The organism is Streptomyces sp. TRD_SC_5, from assembly GCF_056836825.1.
Genome location: NZ_JBWZZS010000001.1, coordinates 247,153 through 273,948, shown reverse-complemented (window position 1 = coordinate 273,948; position 26,796 = coordinate 247,153). Strand labels below are relative to the sequence as shown.

At 71.6% G+C, this 26,796-nt stretch carries 25 protein-coding genes; 17 read left to right on the top strand and 8 right to left on the bottom strand.

Annotated features, from left to right (window positions below; all coding sequences use genetic code 11):
* Positions 1-101: 101 nt before the first annotated feature.
* The 5 genes from AC1P0E_RS01355 to AC1P0E_RS01335 all read left to right on the top strand — a co-directional run bounded on the left by AC1P0E_RS01355 (position 102) and on the right by AC1P0E_RS01335 (position 2,982).
* A complete protein-coding gene (locus tag AC1P0E_RS01355; protein ID WP_482740293.1) occupies positions 102-620 on the top strand; it encodes an Asp23/Gls24 family envelope stress response protein in 519 nt (172 codons plus the stop codon).
* Positions 621-634: 14 nt separating this feature from the next.
* Positions 635-835, top strand: coding sequence for a hypothetical protein (locus AC1P0E_RS01350; protein WP_482740292.1), 201 nt, complete (start codon positions 635-637; stop codon positions 833-835).
* A complete protein-coding gene (locus tag AC1P0E_RS01345) occupies positions 835-1,863 on the top strand; it encodes a DUF6286 domain-containing Asp23/Gls24 family envelope stress response protein (RefSeq protein ID WP_482740291.1) in 1,029 nt (342 codons plus the stop codon). The genes AC1P0E_RS01350 and AC1P0E_RS01345 overlap by 1 nt, the downstream gene beginning before the upstream one ends.
* Positions 1,829-2,401 (top strand): alkaline shock response membrane anchor protein AmaP, encoded by a 573-nt coding sequence (locus AC1P0E_RS01340; protein WP_482740290.1) that lies wholly within the window; start codon positions 1,829-1,831, stop codon positions 2,399-2,401. Before AC1P0E_RS01345 ends, AC1P0E_RS01340 begins: the two co-directional genes overlap by 35 nt.
* Before the next feature lie 164 nt (positions 2,402-2,565).
* The gene (locus AC1P0E_RS01335; RefSeq protein ID WP_482740289.1) at positions 2,566-2,982 is read left to right on the top strand and encodes an SsgA family sporulation/cell division regulator; all 417 of its coding nucleotides are present in this window, start codon (positions 2,566-2,568) and stop codon (positions 2,980-2,982) included.
* 145 nt (positions 2,983-3,127) lie between these two features.
* On the opposite strand, the gene AC1P0E_RS01330 is transcribed toward AC1P0E_RS01335, so the two are convergent.
* Positions 3,128-5,524: a penicillin acylase family protein gene (locus AC1P0E_RS01330; protein ID WP_482740288.1), complete on the bottom strand. Its 2,397-nt coding sequence runs from the start codon at positions 5,522-5,524 to the stop codon at positions 3,128-3,130.
* A 180-nt stretch (positions 5,525-5,704) separates the two neighbouring features.
* Here AC1P0E_RS01330 and AC1P0E_RS01325 point away from each other — a divergent pair, with 180 nt between their 5' ends.
* Positions 5,705-7,237, top strand: a complete 1,533-nt coding sequence (locus tag AC1P0E_RS01325; protein WP_482740287.1) for an acyl-CoA synthetase — start codon at positions 5,705-5,707, stop codon at positions 7,235-7,237.
* Here the strand turns inward: AC1P0E_RS01325 and paaK are convergent.
* Entirely contained in the window at positions 7,206-8,495 is a 1,290-nt protein-coding gene (gene paaK, locus AC1P0E_RS01320; protein ID WP_482740286.1) for a phenylacetate--CoA ligase PaaK, read from the bottom strand. The genes AC1P0E_RS01325 and paaK overlap by 32 nt on opposite strands.
* Positions 8,496-8,637: 142 nt before the next feature.
* On the opposite strand from paaK, the gene AC1P0E_RS01315 reads away from it, so the two are divergent.
* Both AC1P0E_RS01315 and AC1P0E_RS01310 read left to right on the top strand, forming a co-directional pair.
* Positions 8,638-10,152 (top strand): alpha/beta fold hydrolase, encoded by a 1,515-nt coding sequence (locus AC1P0E_RS01315; protein WP_482740285.1) that lies wholly within the window; start codon positions 8,638-8,640, stop codon positions 10,150-10,152.
* A 96-nt stretch (positions 10,153-10,248) separates the two neighbouring features.
* A complete protein-coding gene (locus tag AC1P0E_RS01310) occupies positions 10,249-10,632 on the top strand; it encodes a DoxX family protein (RefSeq protein WP_482740284.1) in 384 nt (127 codons plus the stop codon).
* A gap of 1 nt (position 10,633) precedes the next feature.
* On the opposite strand, the gene AC1P0E_RS01305 is transcribed toward AC1P0E_RS01310, so the two are convergent.
* Complete coding sequence (locus AC1P0E_RS01305) at positions 10,634-10,831, bottom strand: DUF4236 domain-containing protein (RefSeq protein ID WP_482740283.1); 198 nt, start codon at positions 10,829-10,831, stop codon at positions 10,634-10,636.
* A gap of 362 nt (positions 10,832-11,193) precedes the next feature.
* Positions 11,194-12,738 (bottom strand): ATP-dependent DNA ligase, encoded by a 1,545-nt coding sequence (locus AC1P0E_RS01300; protein WP_482740282.1) that lies wholly within the window; start codon positions 12,736-12,738, stop codon positions 11,194-11,196.
* A gap of 51 nt (positions 12,739-12,789) precedes the next feature.
* Between AC1P0E_RS01300 and AC1P0E_RS01295 the strand changes: the two genes are divergently transcribed.
* Together AC1P0E_RS01295 and AC1P0E_RS01290 are read left to right on the top strand one after the other, a co-directional pair.
* The gene (locus tag AC1P0E_RS01295) at positions 12,790-13,236 is read left to right on the top strand and encodes an SRPBCC family protein (RefSeq protein WP_482740281.1); all 447 of its coding nucleotides are present in this window, start codon (positions 12,790-12,792) and stop codon (positions 13,234-13,236) included.
* A 164-nt stretch (positions 13,237-13,400) separates the two neighbouring features.
* On the top strand, positions 13,401-14,159 hold the full coding sequence (locus AC1P0E_RS01290; RefSeq protein ID WP_482740280.1) for a PepSY domain-containing protein: 759 nt from the start codon (positions 13,401-13,403) through the stop codon (positions 14,157-14,159).
* A 41-nt stretch (positions 14,160-14,200) separates the two neighbouring features.
* On the opposite strand, the gene AC1P0E_RS01285 is transcribed toward AC1P0E_RS01290, so the two are convergent.
* Positions 14,201-15,829: an acyl-CoA synthetase gene (locus AC1P0E_RS01285; protein ID WP_482740279.1), complete on the bottom strand. Its 1,629-nt coding sequence runs from the start codon at positions 15,827-15,829 to the stop codon at positions 14,201-14,203.
* A gap of 161 nt (positions 15,830-15,990) precedes the next feature.
* Here AC1P0E_RS01285 and AC1P0E_RS01280 point away from each other — a divergent pair, with 161 nt between their 5' ends.
* The 7 genes from AC1P0E_RS01280 (at position 15,991) to lepB (ending at position 21,747) form a co-directional block, all read left to right on the top strand.
* A complete protein-coding gene (locus AC1P0E_RS01280; protein ID WP_482740278.1) occupies positions 15,991-16,797 on the top strand; it encodes a crotonase/enoyl-CoA hydratase family protein in 807 nt (268 codons plus the stop codon).
* A 39-nt stretch (positions 16,798-16,836) separates the two neighbouring features.
* Positions 16,837-17,781, top strand: coding sequence for a Zn-ribbon domain-containing OB-fold protein (locus tag AC1P0E_RS01275; RefSeq protein ID WP_482740277.1), 945 nt, complete (start codon positions 16,837-16,839; stop codon positions 17,779-17,781).
* Complete coding sequence (locus AC1P0E_RS01270; RefSeq protein WP_482740276.1) at positions 17,781-18,824, top strand: thiolase domain-containing protein; 1,044 nt, start codon at positions 17,781-17,783, stop codon at positions 18,822-18,824. Before AC1P0E_RS01275 ends, AC1P0E_RS01270 begins: the two co-directional genes overlap by 1 nt.
* Positions 18,821-20,002: a thiolase domain-containing protein gene (locus AC1P0E_RS01265; protein WP_482740275.1), complete on the top strand. Its 1,182-nt coding sequence runs from the start codon at positions 18,821-18,823 to the stop codon at positions 20,000-20,002. The genes AC1P0E_RS01270 and AC1P0E_RS01265 overlap by 4 nt, the downstream gene beginning before the upstream one ends.
* Positions 20,003-20,095: 93 nt before the next feature.
* Positions 20,096-20,326 carry a DUF397 domain-containing protein gene (locus tag AC1P0E_RS01260; protein WP_482745611.1) on the top strand — a complete coding sequence of 77 codons (231 nt, stop codon included), beginning with the start codon at positions 20,096-20,098 and terminating at the stop codon, positions 20,324-20,326.
* A gap of 173 nt (positions 20,327-20,499) precedes the next feature.
* Positions 20,500-21,000 carry a hypothetical protein gene (locus tag AC1P0E_RS01255; RefSeq protein WP_482740274.1) on the top strand — a complete coding sequence of 167 codons (501 nt, stop codon included), beginning with the start codon at positions 20,500-20,502 and terminating at the stop codon, positions 20,998-21,000.
* A gap of 93 nt (positions 21,001-21,093) precedes the next feature.
* Positions 21,094-21,747, top strand: a complete 654-nt coding sequence (gene lepB / locus AC1P0E_RS01250; RefSeq protein WP_482745610.1) for a signal peptidase I — start codon at positions 21,094-21,096, stop codon at positions 21,745-21,747.
* A gap of 96 nt (positions 21,748-21,843) precedes the next feature.
* On the opposite strand, the gene AC1P0E_RS01245 is transcribed toward lepB, so the two are convergent.
* The 3 genes from AC1P0E_RS01245 to AC1P0E_RS01235 all read right to left on the bottom strand — a co-directional run bounded on the left by AC1P0E_RS01245 (position 21,844) and on the right by AC1P0E_RS01235 (position 26,732).
* Complete coding sequence (locus AC1P0E_RS01245; protein WP_482740273.1) at positions 21,844-24,069, bottom strand: terpene synthase family protein; 2,226 nt, start codon at positions 24,067-24,069, stop codon at positions 21,844-21,846.
* A gap of 170 nt (positions 24,070-24,239) precedes the next feature.
* The gene (locus AC1P0E_RS01240) at positions 24,240-26,234 is read right to left on the bottom strand and encodes an N-acetylmuramoyl-L-alanine amidase (RefSeq protein ID WP_482740272.1); all 1,995 of its coding nucleotides are present in this window, start codon (positions 26,232-26,234) and stop codon (positions 24,240-24,242) included.
* 225 nt (positions 26,235-26,459) lie between these two features.
* Positions 26,460-26,732: a DUF1232 domain-containing protein gene (locus AC1P0E_RS01235; protein WP_482740271.1), complete on the bottom strand. Its 273-nt coding sequence runs from the start codon at positions 26,730-26,732 to the stop codon at positions 26,460-26,462.
* Positions 26,733-26,796 lie beyond the last annotated feature (64 nt).

Genomic DNA, 26,796 nt, shown 5'->3' with positions numbered 1-26,796 from the left:
CCCTGCGGAAAAGAAGGTTGAGATCCGCGTGACACCGGGCCCGCTCTCGTGTCCAACGAAGTGACAGGGCACATGTGCCGAGAACTCCGAGGGGAAAAACGATGACGTCGAACACAGTCTCCGCCGGACCGTCGAACGCGAACGCCTCCACCGCACGCAAGGGAGGATCGGACCCGGGACACACCACGACCGTGGGAACGGGCGCCACCGGCGCCGCCGAGCCCGCCGGCACCCGCGGCAAGACGTCGATCGCCGACGTCGTCGTGGTGAAGATCGCCGGCATGGCGGCGCGCGAGGTCCCGGGCGTGCACGACATGGGCGGCGGCCTGTCGCGCACCTTCGGCGCCGTACGCGACCGGGTGCCGGGCGGGCGGCCCAACGTGGGCCGTGGGGTCAAGGTGGAGGTCGGCGAGCGCCAGACGGCGATCGACATCGACCTGGTCGTCGAGTACGGCGTACCGATCATGGACGTGGCGAAGGACGTACGGGAGAACGTGATTTCCGCCGTCGAGCGCACCACGGGACTCGAAGTCGTCGAGGTGAACATCTCCGTCGACGACGTCCACCTGCCCGAGGAGTCCGGCGAGGACGCGTCCGGCGCCGAATCGCGCGTGGAGTGAAGGGCTTCCCGCGAATGAGCGCAGCGCAGCTGGGGCTGATGGTGGGCATGGCGCTGGCCTTCGCCGCGTGGTTCGGCGGCTTCGGTGCGTTCCTGCTGGTCGGGGCACTCGGCGGCGTGGGATTCGCGGCCGGCCGGGCCCTCGACGGGGGAAGCGGCGGTGACGGCACGGATCTGCGGCGGTTCCTGGACGGCATCGCGGAGCGGAGGCGTTGATGGTGGTGCGGGCCGAGCCGGGCGGACAGGCCGCCGACCGCGGTACGACGGTGATCGCCGACCGGGCGCTGCGCCGGGTCGTGTCGCGCGCCGCCGGTGAAAGTCTCGGGAAGGACGGAAGCGCGGAGCACGCCGCCGTGGCGCGGCGCGGGAGTTCTCTGCGCGTCTCGCTCCGGATCGGCTTGCGCTATCCGGCGGATTCCACCGCACTCGGGGCACGGGTGCAGGAGCATGTGGCGTCCCGTACGGCCGAGTTGACGGGCTTGACCGTGTCGGCTGCGGAGGTCGCGGTCAGCCGGCTGCTGCCCGGCCCCGCGCCCTTCCGGCCGGGGGCGGCGCCCGCCGCCCAGGAGCTTCGCGTGGCGCCGGGTCGCGCGGTCCGGCGGGCGTGGTCGGCGCGGCGGCTGCCCGCCGCGCTCGTCGCGCTGGCGGGGACCGCGGCGGGCGGAGCCCTGCTGTACGACATCGTGGCGACCGGGGGCCGTACGGCCGCGCGCGTCCAGGACGTGATCCAGGACGTGGTCCAGGACCGGCTGGCGGCCGGCCTCGCGGACGCCGGCAGCGGCGGCGACGCCCGGCTGACGGTGGCGGGTGTGTGCCTCGCGCTCCTGGGGGCGTGGCTGGTCGTGCTCGCGCTCACCCCGGGGACCCGCCGCCTGCCGCTGGCCTCGCCCGCTTCCGGTGTACGGGCCGACCTGGCCCGGGGGAGCGCGCGTGCGCTGCTGCGGGACGCCGCGCTCGACGTACCCGGGGTGACTGCGGCCCGCGTCCGGCTGCGCCGCGCGCAACGCGTACACGCGCGCGTGACGGTGGCGTTCGGCGATCCCGACGCCGCGCGCACGGCGGTGTCCGAACGGCTCCACGCGACGTTCCAGGGGCTGGGCACCGCACGAACCGGCAGTGTGCGGGGCAGGGCCGTACGGGACGGCAACTGGCACGCACCCGTACCCGCCGACGGGGAAGAGCGAGTACCGGAGCACGAGGAAGGGACACATGAAACCCGCGCGCCGCACGAGACCGTTGCGTGACAGTCTCAACCGCGTACTGCTGACGCTCCTTGGCACGGCGGTGCTGGCAGGCGGAACCTGGCTGGCCGTCGCCGGCCTCGCGCTGTCGGTGCCTTCGTGGTGGCCGTCGCCCGGCGAGGGCCTGCGGCCGCCGCCCGTCCCCGACTGGACTTCGCCCGCCGTGATCGCCGTCGCCGGTGCGGCCACCGCGGCCTCGCTCTGGTGGCTCGTGGCGCAAGGTCCTGCGCGCGCGCCGCGGCGCGTCGCACTCCCTCACCCGTCCGTTCATCTGCGTACGCGGGCGCTGGAACGAGCCGTCCGTACCGAGACGGAGAGGCTTCCCGGAGTGGTCAGGGCGCGCGTACGGTTCCTGGGAACGCGCGCCCGGCCCCGGCTGGCCATGGCCGTACTCCTGGAGCCAGGGGCGGGCCCCGACGCCATGCTGGAACGTCTCGCCGGGGAGCAGCTGCGGGCGGCCCGGACCGCCACGGGCAGCGAACGGCTGACGCTCAGCGTCCGGTTCCGGGTCCGTGGGCACCGCGAGGTCCGCACGCGCTGACCACGGCCCGCGCTCGGCCCCTGCACGGCCCGCGCCCGGCCGCCGCCCCGCGTCCGTCACCCACACAGGTGACATGACGGCGTACCGCGTGAGGACCGGGCCCGGCCGGTGTCTGGACGGACAGCGGTGCACGCGGGCACCGGTACGAGGGGAAGGAGAGTCCCTTGCTCGCCAGCATGACTCACTTGGTCGCGGCGCGGCTCTGCGCGGACAGCATCGGCATCAGGTACGACGTCACCGTCTCGCTGACCTATGCGTGCGAAGACCCGCTCGCCGTCCACCTGACCTTCCCGGCCGACGCGTCCAGCAACGACGTCCCGGCGACCTGGACCTTCGCGCGCGCCCTGCTGGCGGCGGGACTGCACGCGCCGGCCGGGGTGGCCGACGTTCGGGTGCGGCCGTCAGGTGAACGGTGGGTCACCGTTCACCTGACGGCGCCGGAGGGCGCAGCAGTGGTGGAGATCGACCGGCGCGGCCTCCAGCGTTTCCTCGCCCACGCCTTCGCCGCCGTACCGGTGGCCGAGGAGTCGCAACGGCTCGCCGTCGACGCCCTGATCGAGTCCCTGCTCGCTTCGGGGTGAACGGGCGCGTACGGGCGGGGTCGGGGCCAGGGCCAGTGGGCCGGCCGACCGTGGAGCACCGACTCGGCTTGAGGCCAACCCGAGGGCCTCGGACGTCGAACGGGCCCCCACCGCACCGGTGAGGGCCCGTCGCGATGCCGGTCCGTCAGCGCTCGCGCACCCGGTGCACCCGCAGTTCCGGTGAGCGGAGAATGTCCTTCTCGCAGAACCGGGACGTCACCCAGCGCTCTTCCGCGTACAGCCGGGTCTGGTCGCTGTAGTACGGCGACGACGGGTTCGACGACTGCGCGTACGTCAGCAGCGTGCGTGCCACCGGGCAGCGGCCGCCGTCCCAGCCCACCGCCTGGATGTGGCTGGAGCCGGTCGTCACCTCCGTGTAGCCGCCGCCCGGCGCGTTCCACACGGGCTCGATCTTGTTCCAGATGCCGAGCGCCTCCGTACCGCCGTGGATCGGGAGGCGCTTCCCGTTCCGTACGACGAACTGGTGCTTCCCGAGCGGCGCGTCGAGCGCGATGCCCGCCGCCTTCAGCTCCGAGACCGCGCCGGTGAGGGCCGTCGCGAAGCCCGGTGCGCCCGTGTTGAGCGTGTTCGGCGTACGTACCGGATCCGCCGGGGAGAACGGCACCTTCCACAGCTCGGCCGGCGGCACGGAGGCCACCAGCTTGCGCCAGAACCGGTCGAAGAGCAGCGCGCCCTCGCTGTCCGCGTTCACCGTTCTGTCCCAGCGGCCGAGCACCTCGCACGCCTCCCCGAGCTCCGCGCGGTCCGCCGAGAGCGCCGTGCATGCCTTCGCCGCGTCGGCCGCCGCCAGGTCACCCGCGGGCGCGCGGTTCGCGAACTGCTGCCGTTGCAGATCGCCGACCGTCAGCCGGCCCTTCTGCGCCATGGCCGAAACATCCTCGACCGCACCGCGCGTCCGCAGGGAACGGGGTGTCGCGACCGTGCCGAAGACCCGCTCGTAGCCCGTCAGCGGCCGGTCGGCATTGGTCAGCCAGGCGCTGTCGTTGCTGTTCTCGGCGTACGGCGCGTCCTTGAGCGTCGGCATCCGTGAGGGGCCGAAGATCCCCGGCTGCACCGCGTCCTTGTCCGAGCCGAGTGCGCAGTCGGTGCGTGACCCGTCCAGTACGGCGACGCCGGACGCCGGGTACGTCACCTTCCCGAGCGGCGTCGAACAGCGCCCCGCCAGCTCGTCGGTGATCCGAGGCAGGACCTGCGACTGACTGAAGAAGGAGTGCCCGGCGGAGTCCGCCGCGATCGTGTTCACCCACGGCAGCCCCTGGACGCGGCGCAGCGTCTTCTCGATGCCGCGCGTGGAGCGGGCCTTGGCGAAGCCGAGTGCGGTGTCGGAGCCCCGCATGTTGACGGCGTTGGGGTCGTTGAGGGCGTACGCCGTCGTCGCCGACCAGGGGAGTGGCAGCGAGGCGCCGAGCGCCGTGACGACCGGCCCATACCTGGTCCACCACTGGGTCCGGGTGACCGGCTCGCCGCCCTTGACCGGGACGGACACCGTCCGCTTCGTCATACGCTCCGGCTTGCCGTCCACGAGATACGCCGTCGGGTCGGCCGGATCCAGCGTCAGCTGGTGGAGGTTGAGCGTGACGCCGGTCGCGACCGTGTGACTCCACGCCACCTTGTCGTTGAAGCCGATGCTGACAATGGTAGTACCGAGCAATGAGCTGCCGGAGACGTTGAGTTCACCCGGAATGGTCTGCTGCGACTGCCAGAAGCGCCGCCCGCCCTTCCACGGGTAGTGCGGATTGCCCAGCAGCAGGCCGCGCCCGTTCGCGGTGGTTCTCCCGCTGAACGCCACGGCGTTGGACCCCATGTCGGCATCGCCCGACGCGAACATCTCGCGCGCCGCATCCGCCGCCCGCCCGGGGTCGACCGCCCCGACGGGCGCGGTGCCCGGCGGCTTCGCGGCGGTGATGCCGTCGATGCCCCGGCCCTGGCCGCCCAGGACGGATATCGCGAAGCCGCGTCCGGCGACATCCAGTGGTGTCACCGGGCGCACCCAGTCGGCGCCCTTGCACGCGGGGTCGGTGACGCGGTTCTGGGCGAGCCACGCGTTGTACCCGGCCGCCCAGCCGCGCATCGACTCCTTGATCTGCCGGCTGGGACCGGCCGGTGCGGGCGTGGCCAGCAGCTTCTCGACCGTGCCCGCGTCCCGTATTCCGGCGAAGTACAGGTCGCTGGAAAGGTTCTTGGTGGCGGACGAGAGCGAGCCGTCGGGCGCGGCGTCCGGGCCGAAGTGGCGCGAGCGCTCACCGCGCACGGTCACGAAGCCGTCGGCGAGCGTGCAGACCTGGTCGGCGGCCTGGGCCCAGCCGGTGCCGAAGCCGAGGTTCGCGTAGTCCTTGGCCAGGATGTGCGGAATGCCGTGCTCCGTGTAGCGGATCAGGGCGGACAGCTTCCCGGACGACGGATGGCGGTCACGGGAACCGGGATCATCGGCCCCTGCCGTGGCCGGTGGCAGCACGGCCGCGGCGGTGACCAGGGCTATCGAGGTGAGCGCGAGCTGTCTCAGGCGGGTGCGGAGGTGCAACGTGCCTCCCAAAGGGACTGTGGTGCACGGTGATTGACAGAGTGGTTGGTCCATGCACGCAGCCGAGCGCGCTCATGTCAACATCCCGTTCGGTATCCAGCCCCACCGGGTGCCCGTCGGGCCCCGCCGAGGCCCGTTCAGCCCCTTGACCCCGGCCACCCCGCGTCCCAGGATCACGCCATGACGACAGACGTACGCAGCAGCACAGTCGACGGGATCGTGCGCCGCAGCGCGCGCCGGACCCCGGACCGCACCGCGGTCCGGTACGCCGGGCGCACCTGGACGTACGCCGGACTCGACGCGGCGGTGTCCACCGGGGCGGCCTGGCTGAGCACCCAAGGCGTGCGCCCCGGCGACCGGGTCGCGGCGTACGGCCACAACTCCGACGCGTACCTGATCGGCTTCCTCGCCTGCGCCCGCGCCGGACTCGTGCACGTCCCGGTGAACCAGAACCTCACCGGCGAGGACCTGGCGTACGTCCTCGGCCAGTCGGGCAGCGCACTGGTGCTCACCGATCCGGACCTGGCCGACCGCGTCCCGGAGGGCTTTCCCGTACGACTCCTGCGGGACGGCGAGGATTCGCTGCTGACCGCGCTGGACACACCGCGCCCCTTCGCGCCCGAACGGGCCCCGGGAGCCGAAGACCTGGCCCAGTTGCTCTACACGTCCGGGACCACGGCGCTCCCCAAGGGCGCCATGATGACCCACCGGGCGCTCGTGCACGAGTACGTCAGTGCCGTCGCCGCCCTGGACCTCAAGGCGGACGACCGGCCCGTCCACTCCCTGCCGCTCTACCACTCCGCGCAGATGCACGTGTTCCTGCTGCCGTACCTCGCGGTCGGCGCCGAGAACACCATCCTCGACGCACCCGACGCGGCGCGGATCTTCGACCTGGTGGAAGCGGGGCGGGCGGACAGTCTCTTCGCGCCGCCGACCGTGTGGATCGGCCTCGCCAACCACCCCGACTTCGCCACACGTGACCTCGGGGCGCTGCGCAAGGCGTACTACGGGGCGTCGATCATGCCCGTACCCGTACTGGAAAGGCTCCGTGCGCGGCTGCCCGCGCTCGCCTTCTACAACTGCTTCGGACAGAGCGAGATCGGCCCGCTCGCCACCGTCCTCGGCCCCGAAGAGCACGAGGGGAGGATGGATTCGTGCGGGCGGCCCGTCATGTTCGTGGAGGCGAAGGTCGTCGACGAGAGCGGCAAGGAGGTCCCCGACGGGGCGGCCGGCGAAGTCGTCTACCGCTCACCCCAGTTGTGCGAGGGGTACTGGGACAAGCCGCAGGAGAGCGCCGAGGCCTTCCGGGACGGCTGGTTCCACTCCGGTGACCTGGCCGTACGGGACGCCGAGGGGTACTTCACGGTCGTCGACCGGGTGAAGGACGTCATCAACTCGGGTGGCGTACTGGTCGCTTCCCGGCAGGTCGAGGACGCGCTCTACACCCACCCCGGCGTCGCGGAGACGGCCGTCGTCGGACTGCCCGACGCACGCTGGATCGAGGCCGTCACCGCCGTCGTCGTGCCGCGCGGCGAGGTGACCGAGGCCGAACTGCTCGCCCACGCCCGCGAGAAGCTCGCCCATTTCAAGGCCCCGAAACGGGTGCTGTTCGTGGACGAGCTGCCGCGCAACGCCAGCGGGAAGATCCTCAAGCGCGAGCTGCGGGACCGCCTCGGATCGCTCACTTCGTCCGCAGATCCTCGATCCGCCTGAGCTTGCCCACCGACCGCTCCAGCGTCTCGGGGTCCACGATCTCGACCCCGACCGAAACCCCGACGCCGTCCTTCACCGCGGCCGCGATCGACGCCGTCGCGGCCGCCCGCTGATCCCCGGAGGCCTCCGGCCGCGCCTCGGCCCGTACGGTCAGGTGGTCCATCCGGCCCTCGCGGGTCAGCCGCAGCTGGAAGTGGGGCGCGATCCCGGGCGTACGCAGCACGATCTCCTCGATCTGGGTCGGGAAGAGGTTCACGCCGCGCAGGATGACCATGTCGTCGCTGCGGCCGGTGACCTTCTCCATGCGCCGGAAGGCCGGACGCGCCGTTCCCGGGAGCAGCCGAGTGAGGTCACGGGTGCGGTAGCGGACGACCGGCATGGCCTCCTTGGTGAGCGAGGTGAAGACCAGCTCGCCCTCCTCGCCGTCCGGCAGCACCTCGCCCGTGATCGGGTCGACGACCTCCGGATAGAAGTGGTCCTCCCAGATGTGCAGGCCGTCCTTGGTCTCCACGCACTCCTGCGCCACGCCGGGACCGATGACCTCCGACAGCCCGTATATGTCGACCGCGTCGATCGCGAAGCGCTCCTCGATCTCGCGCCGCATCTCCTCGGTCCACGGCTCGGCGCCGAAGATGCCAACTTCGAGGGATGTCGTACGAGGGTCCACGCCCTGGCGCTCGAACTCGTCGAGCAGCGTCAGCATGTAGGAGGGCGTCACCATGATGACCTCGGGGCGGAAGTCCTGGATGAGCTGCACCTGGCGCGCGGTCATGCCGCCCGACGCGGGGATGACGGTGCAGCCGAGGCGCTCGGCCCCGTAGTGCGCGCCGAGGCCGCCGGTGAACAGGCCGTACCCGTACGCCACATGCACCTTGTGGCCGGGGCGGCCGCCGGCCGCGCGGATCGAGCGGGCGACCATGTCGGCCCACATGTCCAGGTCGCGCTCGGTGTAGCCGACGACCGTCGGGCGGCCCGTCGTACCGCTGGAGGCGTGGATGCGGCGGATGCCGGACTGGGGGACCGCGAACATGCCGAAGGGGTAGTGGTCGCGCAGATCGGTCTTGACGGTGAAGGGGAAGCGGGCGAGGTCGGCGAGCGAGCGGCAGCCGTCGGGGCGCAGACCGGCCTTGTCGAACGACTGCCGGTAGAACGGGACGTTCTCGTACGCGTGCCTCAGAGTCGTCCGCAGTCGCTCGAGCTGCAGCGCCGCGAGCTCCTCGCGGCCGAGCTCCTCCGCCGCGTCCAGCAGAACCGTCATAAGTGACTCTCCCGTACCGACCGGACAACCGATCATTCGGTTGATCTCCTGCGGGCCAGTAATCCAGGAGCCCGGTCGGGCGTCAAGGGAAAGGCATTGCTTTGGGCACCCGGCAGTTGTGATGATCTTGCGTATGAGGGCCATGCGGACATTCAGCGCGTACGACGGGACCACGCTCGCCTACCACGTCGTGGGTGAGGGGGAGCCGCTGATCTGTCTGCCCGGCGGTGCCATGCGCGCCTCCGTGTACCTCGGTGACCTGGGCGGACTTTCGGCCCACCGGCAGCTGGTCATGCTCGACCTGCGCGGCACCGGTGACTCCGCGGTCCCGGCCGACCCGGCGACGTACCGCTGCGAGCGGCTCGTCGCCGATGTCGAGGCGCTGCGCGAGCATCTGGGGCTGGAGCGGATGGACGTGCTGGCGCACTCGGCCGCGGGCAATCTCGGCATGCTGTACGCCGCCGCTCACCCCGCCCGCGTGCGCCGCCTCGCGCTCGTGACGCCGACCGCGTGGGCCGCGGCGGTGCCGGTGACGCCCGAGGACCGGCTGACGGCAGCGCGGCTGAGGAAGGGCGAGCCGTGGTTCGAGGAGGCGTACGCCGCCCTCGACGCGCAACTGCGGGGCGTCGGCACATCCGGTTCGGCCTATCCGTTCTTCTACGGACGCTGGGACGCGGCCGCCCAGGCGCACGCCGCCGCGAGCCCCCAGCAGCTGAACACGGCTGCCGCAGACGTGTTCGCCACGCAGAGCACCTTCGACCCGCCGGCGACCCGCGCCGCGCTGGCGTCGTTCGCGGCGCCCGTTCTCGTGCTCGCGGGTGAACGCGACGGTGTGCCCACCCCGGAGCGCGCTGCCGGGATCGCCGCGCTCTTCCCCGGTGCCGAGTTGGCCGTACAGCCCGGCGGCGGGCACTTTCCGTGGCTCGACGACCCCGGCTGGTTCGCCCGTACGGTCGGTGCCTTCTTCGACGCGGGGCTGCGGAGCGTACGGGCGAACGGCATCCGGATCGCGTACCGCACCTGGGGCGACCCCGCAGCGCCACCCGTGGTACTGCTGCACGGCAGGTCCGGGAACAGCGCCCACTGGACGCACATCGCCGAGCAACTCGCAAGCACCCGCCGGGTGTACGCCCCGGACCTGCGCGGCCACGGGATGAGCGACTGGCCGGGCGGTTACACGTACCCGCGGATGCGCGACGACGTACGGGCGTTCCTCGACGCGCTCGGTCTGGACCGTGCCGACGTCGTCGGGCACTCCATGGGCGGCCTGGTCGCCCTGCTCGTGGCCCAGGCGTATCCGGAGCGGATCGGGCGGCTGGTGCTCGAGGACCCGCCCGCGCCGTTCCCCGCCGACCCGCGGCGCCCGGCTCCGTACCGTACGAACGAGGAACCCGGCTTCGACTGGGAGGTCGTGCCCGCGACGGACGCGCGGTACAACGACCCCGACCCGGCCTGGGCGCAGGGGCTGACGGGTGTCACCGCGGCCACACTGCTGATCGCCGGCGGCCCCGCCGGCCACTTGTCGCAGGAGGGGCTCGCGCGGATGGCGGAACTGATTCCCGGCTGCCGCCTGGTGACCGTCGACGCCGGCCATCTGATCCATGAGAACGCTCCGCAGGAGTTCCTGGCGGAGCTGAGGGCGGCCGGCTGTTACTGACGCGATGTCTAGCAATGCGTCGTACCGACTGGTAATAATCATGCTGCCGGACTGCCACGGCGCCAGGACCGCGCACGACCGCCCAGGAGGCCCCCGATGACCGCCACCGACGCCACCGACCGCTCCGCGCGTCTTCTCGTGGGTCTCCTCGCCGTGGCGGGCGCCGCCCACATGGTGGCGCCGCGACCCTTCGACGCGACCGTTCCCGAGGCGCTGCCGGGGAGCCCCCGCGCGTGGACGCACGCGAGCGGCGTCGCCGAACTCCTGCTGGCGGCGGGCCTCGCGGTGCCGCGCACGCGCCGGGTGAGCGCGGTCGCCGCCGCGTGCTTCTTCGCGGGCGTGTTCCCGGCCAACGTAAAGATGGCGTACGACTGGCGCCACAAGCCCGCCGCGCTCAAGTCCCTTGCCTACGCGCGGCTCCCGCTCCAGGTCCCGCTCGTCCTGTGGGCGGCCAAGGTCGGGCGGGACGCCGCCCGCTGAGTCATCCCCGCCGCGTGCGCGTGGTCTTGCGCCAGCCGAAGGGGCCCGGCAGATCCATCGAAGTGGTGCGGCGGCCCGTGCTGCTGGTAGTGCGCCGGGGGCCGTTCCTGCCGCCGGTCGTGATGGACCAGGAACGACGGTTGATGTTCAGCCGCACCCCCGGGAGGATCCGGAAGCTCTTGCGGAAGGTGATCGGCATGGTCGACATCCTCGGGGGAGTGGGGGACAGGCATGGGGTCCGACGCCGTACGTGTTACCCCTCCTGCCCGGACCATGCCCCTGCGGCCGCGTCGGCCGCTCGGCGCGCCACGCCAAATCTCCCTGGTGACGCACGTCTTCAGGCCCACCGGGCCTCGCGGGCGATGCTCGGCCGGGCGCCGTACCCCCGTCACCCGGCGGTCCTGCTGGACGACCCCCAGCCCGATGTCACGCGTACGGCGATCGATCCGGACGCTCTGCCACGCGGGCTGGGAACCCGCGATCCCGGGCGTCGTCGGCATGCTCACGCACCCACATCCGGTCGTCCGCGAAGCCGCACGCGGGGGACGGGGGAACAGCTGTTCACTCCTCCGCTGCCCGCACCGGCCCCGTCGCGAGAACGGTGGTCACCGTGTCCGCGTCGGCGGCCGGCTTGTCCTCCCGGTAGCGCACCACGCGCGCGAAACGCAGCGTCACACCCTCCGGGTAACGCGTGGACCGCTGAAGCCCGTCGTACGCGATCTCGACGACGAGCTCCGGACGTACCGTCACCACATGGCCGTCGTCGCCGGTCGCCAGCTCCCGAAGCCGTCCCGTCTGCCACTCCAGCATCACGTCGGTGAGGCCCTTGAACGTCTTGCCGAGCATGGCGAACGTACCGTCGGGCCGCCGCGCGCCGAGATGCAGATTGGAGAGTTTGCCGGTCCGCCGCCCGTGCCCCCACTCGGCGGCCAGAACCACCAGGTCGAGGGTGTGTACGGGCTTCACCTTGAGCCACGACGTGCCGCGCCGCCCGGCCTGGTACGGCGCGTCCAGCGCCTTGAGCACCACCCCTTCGTGGCCGCGCGCCAGCGTCCGCGCCAGGAAGTCGTCGGCCCCCGGCGCGTCGTCGGGGCCCGTCACCACCGTCCGGCGTACGCGCATCGGCTCGGGCACGAGCCGCGCCAGCCTCTCGTACCTGTCCCGGTACGGCAGGTCCAGGAGTACTTCACCGTCGAGCGCCAGTACGTCGAAGAAGACGGGGGACAGCGGCAGCGCATCGCGCGCGGCCGCCACGTCGAGGCGGGAGCCGACGCGACCCGCGATGTCCTGGAAGGGCAGCGGCCTGCCGTCCGTGCCGAAGGCGATGACCTCGCCGTCGAGGATGAAGCGGTCCCCCGGCAACCCGGCTGCGACAGAGTCGAGTTCCGGTACGCGGTCCGTGATGTCGTCCAGGGTGCGCGTGAAGACACGTACCCGTGTGCCGTCCCGGTGCACCTGCACCCGGATGCCGTCCAGTTTCTCCTCCACCGCGCACGCCCCGAGCTTGCCGACCGCCGCGCCGGCGCTCTGCCCCGGATGCGCCAGCATCGGCGGCACGGCGCGGCCCACCTGGAGGCTGAACTCCGCGAGCGCCTCGGGCCCCGCGGCCAGCAGCGCCCGGCCGACCGCGACCAGCGAACCGCCCAGCATCACCGCCCGCCGCACATCGGCCGCGGGCACCGACACCGCCGCGGCCAGCCCCTCCGCCGCCAGCGCGTCCAGCGCGCCCTGCCGCACCTCACCCGTGAGCAAGCCGAACAGGAACCGCTGTTCCTCCTCCGTCGCCGCCCCCATCAGCTCCCGCACCAGCCGCGCCCGTTCGGCCTGCGCCCCGGTCCCCGACACACCCGCGAACGCGGTCAGCGCCGCGTCCACCTCCCGTACGGTCAGCGATGCTTCGGCGGCGGGAGCGACAGGCTCGCGCAGCAGACTCCAGCCGATCCCGATGCGCCCCTGCGGGAGACGGCCCGCGAGACAGGGGATCACGATCGGTACGTCGTCGGGCGCGGCGCTCCGGAAGAGCTCCGCCAGCAGCGAGATCTTGCGCGAGCGGGCGGACGTCGAGGCGATCTCCCGCGAGACCCGGGCGAGTGTGGCCAGCAGCATGCCCCCATCCTGCAACGGCGTCCGCCGCCCCGCAGTCCTTAAGGTCGGACTGTGGCCCTTTTCCGTATCGAACGCCGAACACCTCTGTCCGCCGACGAGGCATGGCGGCGCCTGACCGTGTGGGAAGACCACGCCGCCCAGGTCCCGCTCACCCGCATCACCGTCACCACCCCTGCGCCGACGGCCGCGGGGACGGTGCTCGTGGCCCGTACCGGCCTCGGGCGCCTCGGCTTCGACGATCCGATGGAGGTCGTCGTCTGGGACCCGCCGGAGGGCGGCGGCGCCGGACACTGCCGGCTGGAGAAGCGGGGCGGGGTGGTGCTGGGATGGGCCGGGATCGCCGTACATCCGGCTCCTGACGGGGCCGTGGTCGTCTGGACCGAGGACCTGCGGCTGCGGGGGCTTCCCGGCGTGTTCGACGCGGTGGTCGCCCGCGCGGGCCGGCTGGTGTTCGGCCGGGCGCTCACGGGCCTGCTCGGTTCGCCGCCCGGCCCGTGACCGCAATCCCGGTCCGTCAGCTTCCGCGCGCCGGCCGGCGACCGTCTCGCCCGACCCTGCCCCAGTGCTGCCGCGCCCGGGCAGGGCGGCGAACGGCCGTGCGATCGGGTGACTCTTGGCTCCGGGCGACATGCCGGGGCGGCCGGGAGGTTAATCGTGCGGTCATGAACCTTCAGTCCATTCACCTGTACCGCGCCGCCGGCCCGCGTGCCCGGCGTGTCCGTATTGCCGCCCTCTGCGCCGTAACCGCCGCCGCGCTCGTCAGCGGCTGCGGGAACAGCGGCGACGCCGAGACGTCTCGTGCCGCCGCCGGGCAGCCGGAGGTGCGGCAGACCACCTCGCCGAGCCCTACCGGCTCCGCGCGGCTCACCGAGGACCAGGCCGCGCGCAAGGCCCTGGTCCCGAGCGCCAAGGTCACCGCCGACAAGGCCGCCGCCACGGCGGTGGGCGAGGTCTCGGGAAGCACTCTGCTCGCGATCGAGCTGAAGCGCTCGGCCCGTGGGGACGACGCCGACGCGAGCCCCACCGGCAGTCCGAGCCCGAGCCCGACCGCGAGCCCCGCCGCCCGTGGATCGGTCTGGGTCGCGGAGGTCTCCGAGAAGGACGGTACCGAGCACACCGTCCGTATCGACGCCGAGTCCGGTGACGTGATCCGGTCCCGTACGGACGCGGGTCAGGACGCCGATGACAAGGCGGAACGTGCCGACTGGCTCACCAAGGTCAAGCAGTCTCCGGAGCAGGTGGCCAAGGCCGCCACCGACCGGAAGAAGGGCACGGTCACCTCCATGGAACTCGACGACGCCGACAGCGGTGACGTCGTCTGGTCCGTCGAGGTCGTGACCACCGACGACTGGAACAAGACGACGTTCGACATCGACGCGACGACCGGCAACATTCTGAGCGAGGACGTCGACCGCGACTGACCCGTCTCAGCCACTGGGCGCGGCGGGGGCCCGGCGGCCGGCTAACGGCCGCCGGAGCCCGTCGCGACCGAACGGGCCCACCGGTAGTCCGCCTTGCCGCTCGGCGAGCGCTGTATCTCCGGAGCGATCACCAGCTGCCGGGGAATCTTGTATCCCGCGAGCCGGGTCCGGCAGTGCGCCTGGATGGCGTCGAGGCCCGGCGCGTCCGCGCCCCCGCGCAGCTGCACCACGGCTGCCACCCGATTGCCCCACTTCTCGTCCGGGACCCCGGCGACCAGCGCGTCGTACACATCCGGATGGGACTTGAGCGCCTGCTCGACCTCCTCCGGGTACACCTTCTCGCCGCCCGTGTTGATGCACTGCGAGCCCCGGCCCAGCACGGTGACGATGCCCTCCTCGTCCACCGTCGCCATGTCGCCCAGCAGCACCCACCGCTCGCCGTCCGCCTCGAAGAAGGTCTCGGCGGTCTTCTTCTGGTCGTTGTAGTAGCCCAGCGGGACATGCCCGCGCTGCGCGATGCGGCCCACCTCGCCGGGCACGACCGGGGCGTACGTCGCCGGATCCACCACGGCCGTACGGGAGTTCATCCGCAGCCTGAACCCCTTCTCGGGGCCCGAGTCCTCCGTCGCCGTGCCGTTGAAGCCGGACTCCGACGACCCGAAGTTGTTCAGCAGCATCACATTCGGCACCAGCGCCTGGAACTGCTCGCGGACCGTCTCCGACATGATCGCGCCCGACGAGGAGACACTGAACAACGACGAGCAGTCGGTCCCCTTCATCGGCCCGTTCAACGCGTCGATCAGCGGCCGCAGCATCGCGTCGCCGACCAGCGACACGCTGGTGACCTTCTCCTTCTCGATCGTACGCAGCACCTCCTGGGGCGCGAACTTGCGGTGGACGACCACGCGTTGGCCGAAGAAGAAGCCGATGAAGGCGGTGAGCGTCGATGTGCCGTGCATCAGCGGGGGAGTGGGGAAGAAGGTGATCCCGTCACCGCCGGCCGCCACCCGCTCCGCCAGCTCCTGCGGGGACTTCACCGGCTCACCGGTCGGCGCGCCGCCGCCGAGCCCGGAGAAGAACAGGTCTTCCTGGCGCCACATCACGCCCTTCGGCATGCCCGTGGTGCCGCCGGTGTAGATGATGAACTGGTCGTCGCCCGAGCGCCGCCCGAACCCCCGCCCGTCCGAACCCGACGCCTCGGCCTGCGCGAACGGCACGGGCAGGATCGCGGGCTCCGGCGCGCCACTGGGCGGCGTACCCACCCGTACGAGATGCCGGAGCTTGTCCGTCCGCGGCAGGGCGGCCGCGACCCGCTCGGTGAACTCGGCGTCGAAGAAGAGCGCCACCAGGTCCGCGTCGCGGTAGAGGTAGACCAGCTCCTCTTCCACATAGCGGTAGTTGACGTTGACGGGGACGACGCGTGCCTTGAGGCAGCCCAGCACGGTCTGGAGGTACTCGATGCCGTTGTAGAGGTGCAGCCCCAGGTGCTCGCCCGGCTTCACCCCCGCGTCGACGAGGTGGTGGGCGACGCGGTTGGCCGCGGCGTCCAGCTCGGCGTACGTGAGCCTGCGCTCAGCGCCCGTACCGGGATGGTCGACGTACACGAGCGCCTCACGGTCGGGGACCGCGTCGACGACCGACTCGAACAGGTCGGCAAGGTTGTACTCCACCGTTCCTCCTGACCCCGGCTGCGGAATTCTCATCAGAGCAAAGCCCGCCACAAGTGGGAAGGGCTGAGCCGAAGAAATCTGACTGAGTGTCAGAAAACTATTGAAGTGGACGCCGCCCTACTGCAACCTGTTCTCGTTCCTGAGAGACGGGAGGCAGTCACATGGGTGGTGGTACGGAACACCTCACCGTGCGGCGCGAAGGCGCCACGCTGGTGCTCACCTTGAACAGGCCCGAGGCGAAGAACGCGCTGTCGCTGCCGATGCTGGTAGGGCTGTACGACGGCTGGCTCGCCGCCGACGCGGACGACGAGATCCGCTCCGTCGTGCTGACCGGCGCGGGCGGAGACTTCTGTGCGGGCATGGACCTCAAAGCCCTCGCGGGCGACCAGGGGATGGGCGGTGACCAGTACCGGGACCGGATGAAGGCCGACCCCGACCTGCACTGGAAGGCGATGCTGCGCCACCACCGCCCCCGCAAGCCGGTCGTCGCCGCCGTCGAGGGGTACTGCGTCGCCGGCGGTACGGAGATCCTCCAGGGCACCGACATCCGCGTCGCCGCGGAGAGTGCCACCTTCGGCCTCTTCGAGGTCAGGCGCGGCCTGTTCCCCATCGGGGGCTCGACCGTACGCCTGCCGCGCCAGATCCCGCGCACCCACGCCCTGGAGATGCTGCTCACCGGCCGCCCGTACCCGGCGCGGGAAGCCGAACGCATCGGACTCGTCGGCCATGTCGTCCCCGACGGCACCGCCCTCGACAAGGCACTCGCCATCGCGGAGCAGATCAACGCCTGCGGCCCACTGGCCGTCGAGGCGGTCAAGGCGTCGGTGTACGAGACGGCGGAGATGACCGAGGCGTACGGCCTCGCGGCCGAACTTGAGCGCGGCTGGCCCATTTTCGGCACCGCCGACGCCAAGGAAGGCTCCCGCGCCTTCGCCGAGAAGCGCGATCCCCTCTACCGGCGCGCCTGAGAAGGACGCCTCGGAACGACGCCTGAGAAGGAGCCGTACATGCCCGAAGTCCTCAGTGCCCCGTTCGTTGTCGAGTTCCCGTTCACCCGCTCCCTCGGCCCCGTACAGAGCGCCTTCCTCACCGGCCTGCGCGAGCGCACCGTCCTCGGCGTGAAGACCGCCGGCGGCGGGGTGCTCGTGCCGCCCGTCGAGTACGACCCGGTCACCGCCGAAGAGATCCGCGACCTCGTCGAAGTCGCCCCCACCGGCACCGTCACCACTTGGGCCTGGAACCCGGCTCCGCGCCGCGACCAGCCCCTCCCCACCCCCTTCGCGTGGGTCCTGGTGAAGCTCGACGGCGCCGACACCGCCCTCCTGCACGTACTGGACGCGCCGGGCCCCGACGCCGTACGCACCGGCATGCGCGTCCGCGTCCGCTGGGCCGGCGAACGTACGGGCGCGATCACCGACATCGCCTGCTTCGAACCGTACGAGAGCGAGAACGGCGGCCCGGCGGCCCCGCACGACGGCCGCTTCGCCGACCCCGTCACCGGCATCACCGCCCCCGCCCGCCTCGACTACACGTACAGCCCCGGCCGCGCCCCCACCGACTACATCAACGCGCTCGCCGAGCAGCGCACCGTCGGCGAGCGCTGCCCCTCCTGCCGCAAGGTGTACGTCCCGCCCCGAGGCGCGTGCCCCACCTGCGGCATCGCGACCGCCGAGCGGGTCGAGGTCGGCCCCCGGGGCACCGTCACCACCTTCTGCATCGTCAACATCAAGGCGCGCAATCTCGACATCGAAGTCCCGTACGTCTACGGACACATCGCACTCGACGGCGCCGACCTCGCCCTGCACGGGCGGATCGGCGGCATCCCGTACGACCAGGTGCGCATGGGGCTGCGGGTCGAACCGGTGTGGACCGAGGGCGGCCGCTACCCGGACCACTACCGGCCCACCGGCGAACCGGACGCCGACTACGACGTGTACAAGGAGCTGATCTGATGCGCGAGATCGCGATCGTGGCATTCGCGCAGACCGATCACCTCCGGCGGACCGACGAGCTGTCCGAAGTCGAGATGCTGATGCCGGTGCTGCACGAGGTGCTCGGGCGGACCGGTCTGAAGACCAGCGACATCGACTTCACCTGTTCCGGGTCGAGCGACTATCTCGCGGGCCGCGCCTTCTCCTTCACCATGGCCCTCGACGGCGTCGGCGCCTGGCCGCCGATCTCCGAGTCCCATGTGGAGATGGACGGCGCCTGGGCGCTCTACGAGGCCTGGGTCAAGCTGCTCACCGGCGAGGCCGACACCGCGCTCGTCTATGGGTACGGCAAGTCCTCGCCCGGCGAGCTCCGCGACGTGCTCACCCGCCAGCTCGACCCGTACTACGTCGCCCCCCTCTGGCCGGACTCGGTGTCGATCGCCGCGCTCCAGGCCCAGGCGCTGATCGACGCGGGCGACACGGACGAGCCCGCCCTCGCGGCGGTCGCGGCCCGCAGCCGGGCCGCCGCCGGGGCCAACCCGCACGCCCAGCTCAGCGGGGCCGTCCCCGCCGGCGACTACCTCGTACAGCCGCTGCGTACGGGCGACTGCCCGCCCATCGGCGACGGTGCGGCGGCGGTGATCCTGGCGGCGGGAGACACCGCGCGCCGGCTGTGCGAGCGACCGGCCTGGATACGCGGCATGGACCACCGCATCGAGGCGCACAGCCTGGGCGTACGGGACCTCACCGACTCCCCGTCCGCCCGGCAGGCCGCCGAGCGGGCCGGAGCCTTCGAGCGGCCCGTCGACACCGCCGAGCTGCACGCGCCCTTCACCTCGCAGGAGGTCGTCCTGCGCAAGGCGCTGCGGCTGGGCGACGACGTGAACGTCAACCCGTCCGGCGGGGCGCTCGCCGCCAACCCCGTCATGGCGGCCGGCCTCATCCGGATCGGCGAGGCGGCGGCCCGTATCCACCGCGGCGCGTCCGACCGGGCGCTCGCGCACGCCACCTCGGGGCCCTGCCTCCAGCAGAACCTCGTCGCCGTCCTGGAGGGGGAGTCATGAGCAGGACAGTCACGGGCAAGGAGCCCGTCGCCGTCGTAGGCATCGGCCAGACCAAGCACGTCGCCGCCCGCCGCGATGTCTCCATAGCCGGTCTCGTGCGCGAAGCCGCCCAGCGCGCCCTGGACGACGCCCAGTTGGCGTGGGCGGACATCGACGCCGTCGTCATCGGCAAGGCCCCCGACTTCTTCGAGGGCGTGATGATGCCGGAGCTCTATCTCGCCGACGCGCTGGGCGCAGTCGGCAAGCCCATGCTCCGTGTCCACACGGCGGGCTCCGTCGGCGGCTCCACCGCCCTGGTCGCCGCGAACCTGGTCGCCGCCCGCGTCCACCGCACGGTCCTGACCCTCGCCTTCGAGAAGCAGTCCGAGTCCAACGCCATGTGGGGCCTGTCCCTGCCCGTCCCGTTCCAGCAGCCCCTGCTCGCCGGGGCCGGCGGTTTCTTCGCGCCGCACATCCGGGCGTACATGCGCCGCACGGGCGCACCCGACACCGTCGGGTCCCTCGTCGCGTACAAAGACCGCCGCAACGCCCTCAAGAACCCGTACGCCCACCTCCACGAGCCGGACATCACCCTGGAGAAGGTCCAGGCCTCGCCGATGCTCTGGGACCCCGTCCGCTACTCCGAGACCTGCCCCTCCTCCGACGGCGCCTGCGCGATGGTCCTCACCGGGCGCGACGGCGCGGCCCGCGCGCCGCGTCCGCCCGCCTGGGTGCACGGCGGTGCGATGCGCAGCGAGCCGACCCTCTTCGCCGGCAAGGACTTCGTCTCCCCGCAGGCCGGCAAGGACTGCGCCGCCGACGTATACCGGCAGGCGGGGATCACCGACCCGCGCCGGGAGATCGACGCCGTCGAGATGTACGTGCCGTTCTCCTGGTACGAGCCGATGTGGCTGGAGAACCTGGGATTCGCCGCCGAGGGGGAGGGCTGGAAGCTCACCGAGTCCGGTGCCACCGAACTCGACGGCGACCTGCCCGTGAACCCGTCCGGCGGGGTCCTGTCCACCAACCCCATCGGCGCCTCCGGCATGATCCGCTTCGCCGAGGCCGCCCTCCAGGTGCGCGGACAGGCCGGAGAACACCAGATCGACGGCGCCCGCAGGGCCCTCGGACACGCCTACGGCGGCGGCGCGCAGTTCTTCTCGATGTGGCTGGTCGGCGCCGAGCCGCCCTCCGGCTGAGCGCGGAACCGTCGCGGCCTGTCCGTCGCCGGAGTCGATCGCTAGGCTGACCGGCGGACGACGAACCGGGAGGAGCAGGACGTGGCCGAGAGCATGACCGTGCAGCGGGCCAAGGGCTGGGACAAGCCGGAGCAGCTGGACCTGAGCAAAGCGGACTGGCAGTCGGGCAGTCAGGGGGCGGGTGACGTCCAGATCGCGTTCGTCGAGGGGTTCATCGCGATGCGCAACGCCGACGCCCCAGGCAGCCCCTCACTGATCTTCAACCCGGCCGAGTGGCGCGCCTTCGTCCTGAACGCGCGCAACGGCGCCTTCGACCTGACCTGAGGCCCGCGGCGACGGCTCCACCGCCTGTCCTGATCACCGTACGGGGCCGAAACCGGCCCGTACGGTGATCAAGGACCAGGACCGGAGCCGACCTGCGCACCCGGCCCGGAGCCGACCTGCGCACCGGCCCGCCCCGACGCCGGAAGACCCTCCGGGCCACGTACCATGGCGGCATGTCCTTCCTCCGCCGCCGCCCCTCCGCCACGCCCGCGGGCCCGGAATTCGATGTCCTGGCCATGGACCCGGGCGACTGGCCGGGCAACCTCGGAGCGGGCCTGCTGCCTGCGCCCGACGGCAGCTGCCAGGGTGTCTTCCTGCGTTACGACCTGTTCGGCGGCCGCGGTCCCGCGATGATCATCGGCAACCTTCCGGAGGGCTCGCCCGCCAGGGAGCTCGATGAGGGCCAGGTGCCCTTCGAGGTCGCGCAGCTGCTCGTCGCGCTCGAGAACGACGAGCCCGTCGAGGTGACCGGCAGCGAGGACATGCCGGTCATGCAGGGCGACAACCTCCTGATCGTGCGGCGTATCAAACTCTCCGAAACCCGCATCTCCTGCGTACAGTTCGACCGCAGCGACAATGTGCTCGTCACCATCGCCAGCTGGGACCGGCCGATCACCGACGACCTGTACGCGCTGCTGAAGCCCCTGCCCGCGGAGCTGTTCCAGCAGGGCTGAGTCCCTGTGAGGCGAGGAGCGGTTGTGGGAGATGTGGCAGTCGGCGCACCGGAAACGCGGCACCCGAGAGGGAAGAAGCAGCGCCCGTTCTGGATGGAACTCCCGCTCCTCGTCCTGATCGCACTGCTGCTGGCGCTGGTGATAAAGACCTTTCTGCTGCAGGCGTTCTCCATCCCCTCGGACTCCATGCAGAACACGCTCCAGAAGGGCGACCGGGTACTCGTCGACAAGCTGACCCCGTGGTTCGGCTCCGAGCCCGAGCGCGGTGAGGTTGTCGTCTTCCACGACCCGGCCGACTGGCTGAAGAACGAGCCGACCCCGCGGACCAACGCCGTCCAGAAGGGGCTCGGCTTCATCGGGCTGATGCCGTCGACCGAGGACAAGGACTTGATCAAACGGGTCGTCGGAGTCGGCGGCGACACGGTGGAGTGCCAGGGCACGGGCCCGCTGAAGGTCAACGGCAAGGCACTCGACGAGCCGTACGTCTTCCCCGGGAACACGGCGTGCAGCACGGACACGGGCGGACAGTTCAAGGTCACCGTGCCCAGCGGCCATCTCTGGGTGATGGGCGACCACCGCCAGGCGTCCGGCGACTCCCGCTACCACCAGGACGAGCCCGGCGCCGGCATGGTGCCGGTGGACGACGTGGTGGGGCGCGCGGTCGTGATCGCCTGGCCGCTCGGCCGGCTGGACAACCTGCCGGTGCCCGCCACCTTCGGCCGGACGGGCATCGACGCGCGTCGCTGACCGTACGCCCCCGGACCCGCGCCGGTGAACCGGCCGTACACAGCGGCCTGTTCACCGGCGCGGGCGTGTTACCCGTGCGTGTTGCGCGGTGTCGTGTTACGCGTGCGCCGCGGCCGGCCGGCCCAGCAGGGCGATGATCCGGGCGGCCGAAGTGCCCCTCCCCGTGGGGCCGCTCAGGTGCCACGGGGCGCCGCCGGTGCCGCCCCGCAGGTCCTCGTCGCGGTAACGGACGCAGGCCCTGTGCCAGTTCAAAATCCCGGCCATCCAGTCCTGGAGCTCGTGCACATAGCCGTCGAGGATCTCCCGGACCTCGGCGTTGAGCGCGAAGTCGTCGTAGAGGACGGGAAGTTCCACGTTGATCACATGCTGGAACTGCCGCATCCGCCCCTTCATCAGCTCGTGCACCATGTCGACCCCGGTCGGATAGTCCACGCCGAAGAAGTTCTGCACGACCAGGACGGCGTTGTGCACCTCGCCCTCGTACTCGATCTCCTTCTGGTACGAGAACAGGTCGTTGAGCAGCGTGGCGTAGTCGACGGCGGAGTTCTCCAGCGAGCGGATGGGGCCGCTCTGATAGATCTCGTCGGGAACCCGGTCGCCGTGCGACAGCCGGCACAGCCGCATCGTCATGTCCGCGCCGAAGGTGAACCGCCGCATCTCGATGTAGTCCACCGGATCGGGAACGCGGTGCAGTGCCTGATTGGCCAGCTCCCACTCCCAGCTCGCGATCATGTCGTCGACCGCCTTGCGGAACGTACGCCGCGAAGCGTCGTTCATCGGCCCCGCCGTCCGCTCCCACAGGTCGGCGAGCCCCCGCTCCATCGCGTCGGCCGGCTCCGGCGCGGGCTCCCCGTCCAGCGGCATGAAGAGCCGCAGCCGCTCGTTGGCCGCGTGCGCCCCGGCCAGGTCGCGGGGGCGTCCGTAGATCACGGGGTAGAGGTCGTCGCCGTACGTCCCCCAGGTCAGCCAGTTCGACGACAGGTCCAGTTCCTCGGGCGTCGCGTCCGGCTGCAGGCCCGCCGAGCAGAGCGGCAGGTCGATGTTGCGCACCCGCCGCTCGTCCCAGACGTTCGATGCCGGCCTCCCCGGCTGCGGCTCCAGCATCCCCATCCGCCGTGCCCACGCGATGTTCCGCTCCCGTGCGCCCGGCAGATGCGGGCTGAGCTGGAGCGCGTACGGAAAGTCCAGATCGGGGACGATGGACGGGCCGACGTGCTGGTGCGGCACATGGCTGTGCTTGCGCAGGCGCGCCGCCTCGGCCCGCGGGGTGAAGTGGATCGTGGCCGCCGCCATGCCCCAGCCGCTCTCGGCGGGCCCGGCCGCCGCCCCGCCGCCGTTCATGTACCTGCTGGAGCGCATGTGCCACTCGTGCCCGCCCGACTGCCAGTCCTGCAGACCTTTCGCGTACGCCAGTACGGCGGCCGTCTCGTCGGGGCTCAGTCCCTTCTCGGCGCACAGCGGCCCGACTTCGGTGAGCGCGGTGTTCTCGAACTGCTGGAGCCTTGACGTCAGCATGTCGTTGACGGCCTCGGCGGCCTCCTGCGTCGTACAGCCCAGGAAGTGTTCCAGCACCAGCACACCGTTGCTGTTCTCCTGCTCGTCCTCGACCTCGCGCTGGTACGAGAAGAGGTCGTTGCGCAGATGCACCGCGTCCGAGAACGCGTCGCGCAGCACGCCGAGCGGCCGCGAGTGCGCCACCGACGCCGGGACCTCGGCGTTCGCCGCGAACTCGACGATCCCGGCCGACCAGGGCGCGCCGCCGACCTTGCGGCGCATCTCGATGTACTCGACGGGGTTGGCGATCCGGCCCTCGTCCATGTTGGAGAGTTCCCACAGCGACTCGTTGAGCAGATGCCTCGTCGACTCGGCGAACCGTTCCCGCCACGCGCCCGTCATGCTCGGTACGGTGCGCGCCCACAGGTCCGCGAGCCCCGCCTCGACCGGATTCTCCGGCTCCGGCGTGCCGTCCGCCAGGTCCATCGGCATGAAGGCCGGCAGCCGGTCGAGGTAACGCTTCCCGCCCTCCCGGTCGAGGGTCCGCTTGAAGGTCTCCAGGAAGTGGTCGTCGAAGAAGAAGACCCACACGTACCAGTCGGTGACCAGCGCCAGCACTTCGGACGAGCAGTCGGGGTGCGTGTACGCGCAGAGCAGCGCGTAGTCATGCGCTTCGAGGTCGCGCTCCTCCCAGATGCCGGAGCCTTCCAGCATCTCCATCCGGCGTGCCCACTCCCTCGTGTGCCGACGGGCCTCGTCGACGTGGGGATTGAGCCGCGCCGGATACGGAACGTAGAAGTCCGGCAGTGTGAAGGGCTGCTGTGCCATGTACGTCCGGCCTTTCCAGGACGTCCGCGCGCCCACCGTCGCGCGGACCGGTCAATTCCGACGAGCCCTACCCGTCGCCCGTACGGCCCACGCCCCGCGCTCATTAGTCACACAAGAGGGCGCCGTCGCCGGTCGTGGCCGATGGCGCCCCCGTCGTCTCCCGCGACCCTCTACGACGCGAGTACGCGCACGTCAGAGGCCTTGACATAGGCAACGCGGTGCCCGAACTGGATCTCGTAGTACGCCTCCTTGCCCCGGATCACCCGGTGCCCCGCTGTTTCGAACGTCGGAGCGAAGAAGTACTCGCCCGGGGCACGGTCGCCCACCACATAGCGCTGCCCGGCGAGCAGCTTGTACGGCAGCGGCGAGACCGCCTGCACCGGTACGGACGTCCCGGCGTACGCCGCCGCCTCCGGGTAGGCCCGCCCGTACACCGGCACGTCGGCCGCCCCGTCCTTCGGCGTCAGCAGCAGACCGCGGGCGTTCACCGCGGACGGCTGCCCGCCCGGATTGTGGAACCACGCCTTCTGTCCCAGATACCAGATCGCGGTCCAGTCACCCTTGCGCTCGGCCACGGCGTACTGCTGGCCCGTCGAGGCGCGGGCGCCCGTGTCGTTGACGCCGTTCGTCGAGTCCTGGCCGCCGGGGCGCAGCCCGATGTCCTTCACCAGCGGAGCGTCGGCGGCGGGCGCGGTGTGCAGCCTGACGGCGCCCGAGCCGTGCGGCGCGCACGGCTGACCGGTCTTCACGCAGCCCGTGTAGAGCGGCTGGTGCTTCGCGTACTCGGGCCGGATGGTCACCACGCCGCTGTCCGGTCCCGCCGTCGGCGTGAAGGGCCTGCCGAGCAGCTTGAAGTAGTGCGCCCAGTCCCAGTACGGGCCGGGGTCGGTGTGCATCCCGCGGATGTTGGCCGTGACCGTGCCGGGGACGTTGTCGTGGCCGAGGACGTGCTGCCGGTCGAGCGGGATGCCGTACCGCTTCGCCAGGTACTTCACCAGCCGCGCCGACGTGCGGTACATCGCCTCCGTGTACCAGGCGTCGGGCGAGGTCAGAAAGCCCTCGTGCTCCAGGCCCACGGACTTGGAGTTGATGTACCAGTTGCCCGCGTGCCAGGCCACGTCCTTGAGCGGTACGTGCTGAGCGATGTGCACGTCCGAGGAACGCAGTGAGTACTGCCACGACACGTACTCGGGGTTCTGGACCAGCCGCAGCGTCGTGTCCCAGGTCGCCTCGGTGTCGTGGACGACGATGTAGTCGATGCCCTGGCTGCGGGGCCGGTCGCCCTTGTCGTGGTTGCCGTAGTCGCCGTCCCCGAACTCCTTGTACGGGGCGGGAATCCACTCGCACGCCACCGTCTTCGGACACTCGGTGAGCCCGGTGTCGGCGGTCCGCAGGCCGAGGCCGGCGGCCTGTGTACGGTCGGGCTCGAGCCCCGGGATGCCGGGCAGGGCGACCCGCTGTCCGCTGTCGGTCGTACGCCGCTCACCCGCCCGGATCACGTCGTACACATCATCGGCGTACGTCGTCGCGGTCGCGGTGTCGTCGGCCCCGGAGAAGCGGGCGACCGCCCCGTACCAGTCGGCCGGGTCGGCGCTGAGCGGCTGCCCGAGCCGCTTCTGCGCGGCGGCCAGCAGCGCCGCCCCGCCCCGGATGTTCGCGGCGGGGCTCTGCCGCAGCTGCGCTTCCGGCAGCCCGGTGAGGGCGGCGGCCCGCTCCAAGGTCTTGAGCCGGCCGGAGAGTTCGGATGCCTTGGGGGTCTGCACCTCTCCGCCGGTGCGCGCGGCCCGCGAATCGTCACCGCGCGGGTCCTCCCCGGAGTCAGTGTGGTGCGGCGCGTCCGCGAGCGCGGTCCCGGCGTCGGTGAGGTGCATCGGGCCGTAGCCGCCGGTCACACTCGGCGCGCCGCCGTGCGCGTCCCAGCGGGACTGCAGATACGACACACCGAGCAGCACGCTCTGCGGCACCCGGTACTGCGCGGCCGCCGCGGCGAAATCGCGCTGCAACGCGCCGGAGGCGGGCTGGGCGGGCTGTGCGGATTGAGCGGCGGTGGCGGAAGGGCCGGCCGACAGCAGCGGCAGCACCAGCGCCGCGCACGCCACGAAGCCCCCCGCCTGCCAGGCACGTCTGCGTGCGCCCGTGGATCGTGACGTGACGGATCCTTGCAATGCGGCCTCCAGAGACGGGTGTGGTGCGCGAAGGACCTGCGGGCCGGGGCTCGACTACAGGGGTATCGGCTCCCGGACGATCCGTCAATGAGGCGCAACAGTAAGGGTTTCGCACGAGAATTCCGCACGTCAGCGCGGGTACGGCAGAGTTTCGCCGCGATGGCGTACGGGCCTGCGACGCGTCAGTGGCATAGACCAATGGCCGGGTATGGAAAGGCGCTGACGTCAGGTCGCATCGCGACCGGCGCGCACCGACCTGAGAGCGAGCAGCAGTACGCCGATGTCATCGAGGTACACCGGGTCCGGCATCAGATCCGTCGGCAGGACGAGGTAGGCGACAGCGGCCCAGAAGACCCAGGGACGCCCTTCCGGCAGCCCCGCGGCTCGCAGACTCCGGCGGGCTCGCACCAGTCGTACGAGCACGAACACCGCCACTGCGAGCGTCGCCACCGTCAGGACCACGGCGACGACCAGTAGCGTCCATGCTTCGGTGCTCATGCGACCTCCAAGCGGCTTGCGACCGGCGCACTGTATCTGCTCATGTGCCCGCGCGGGGAGCGGT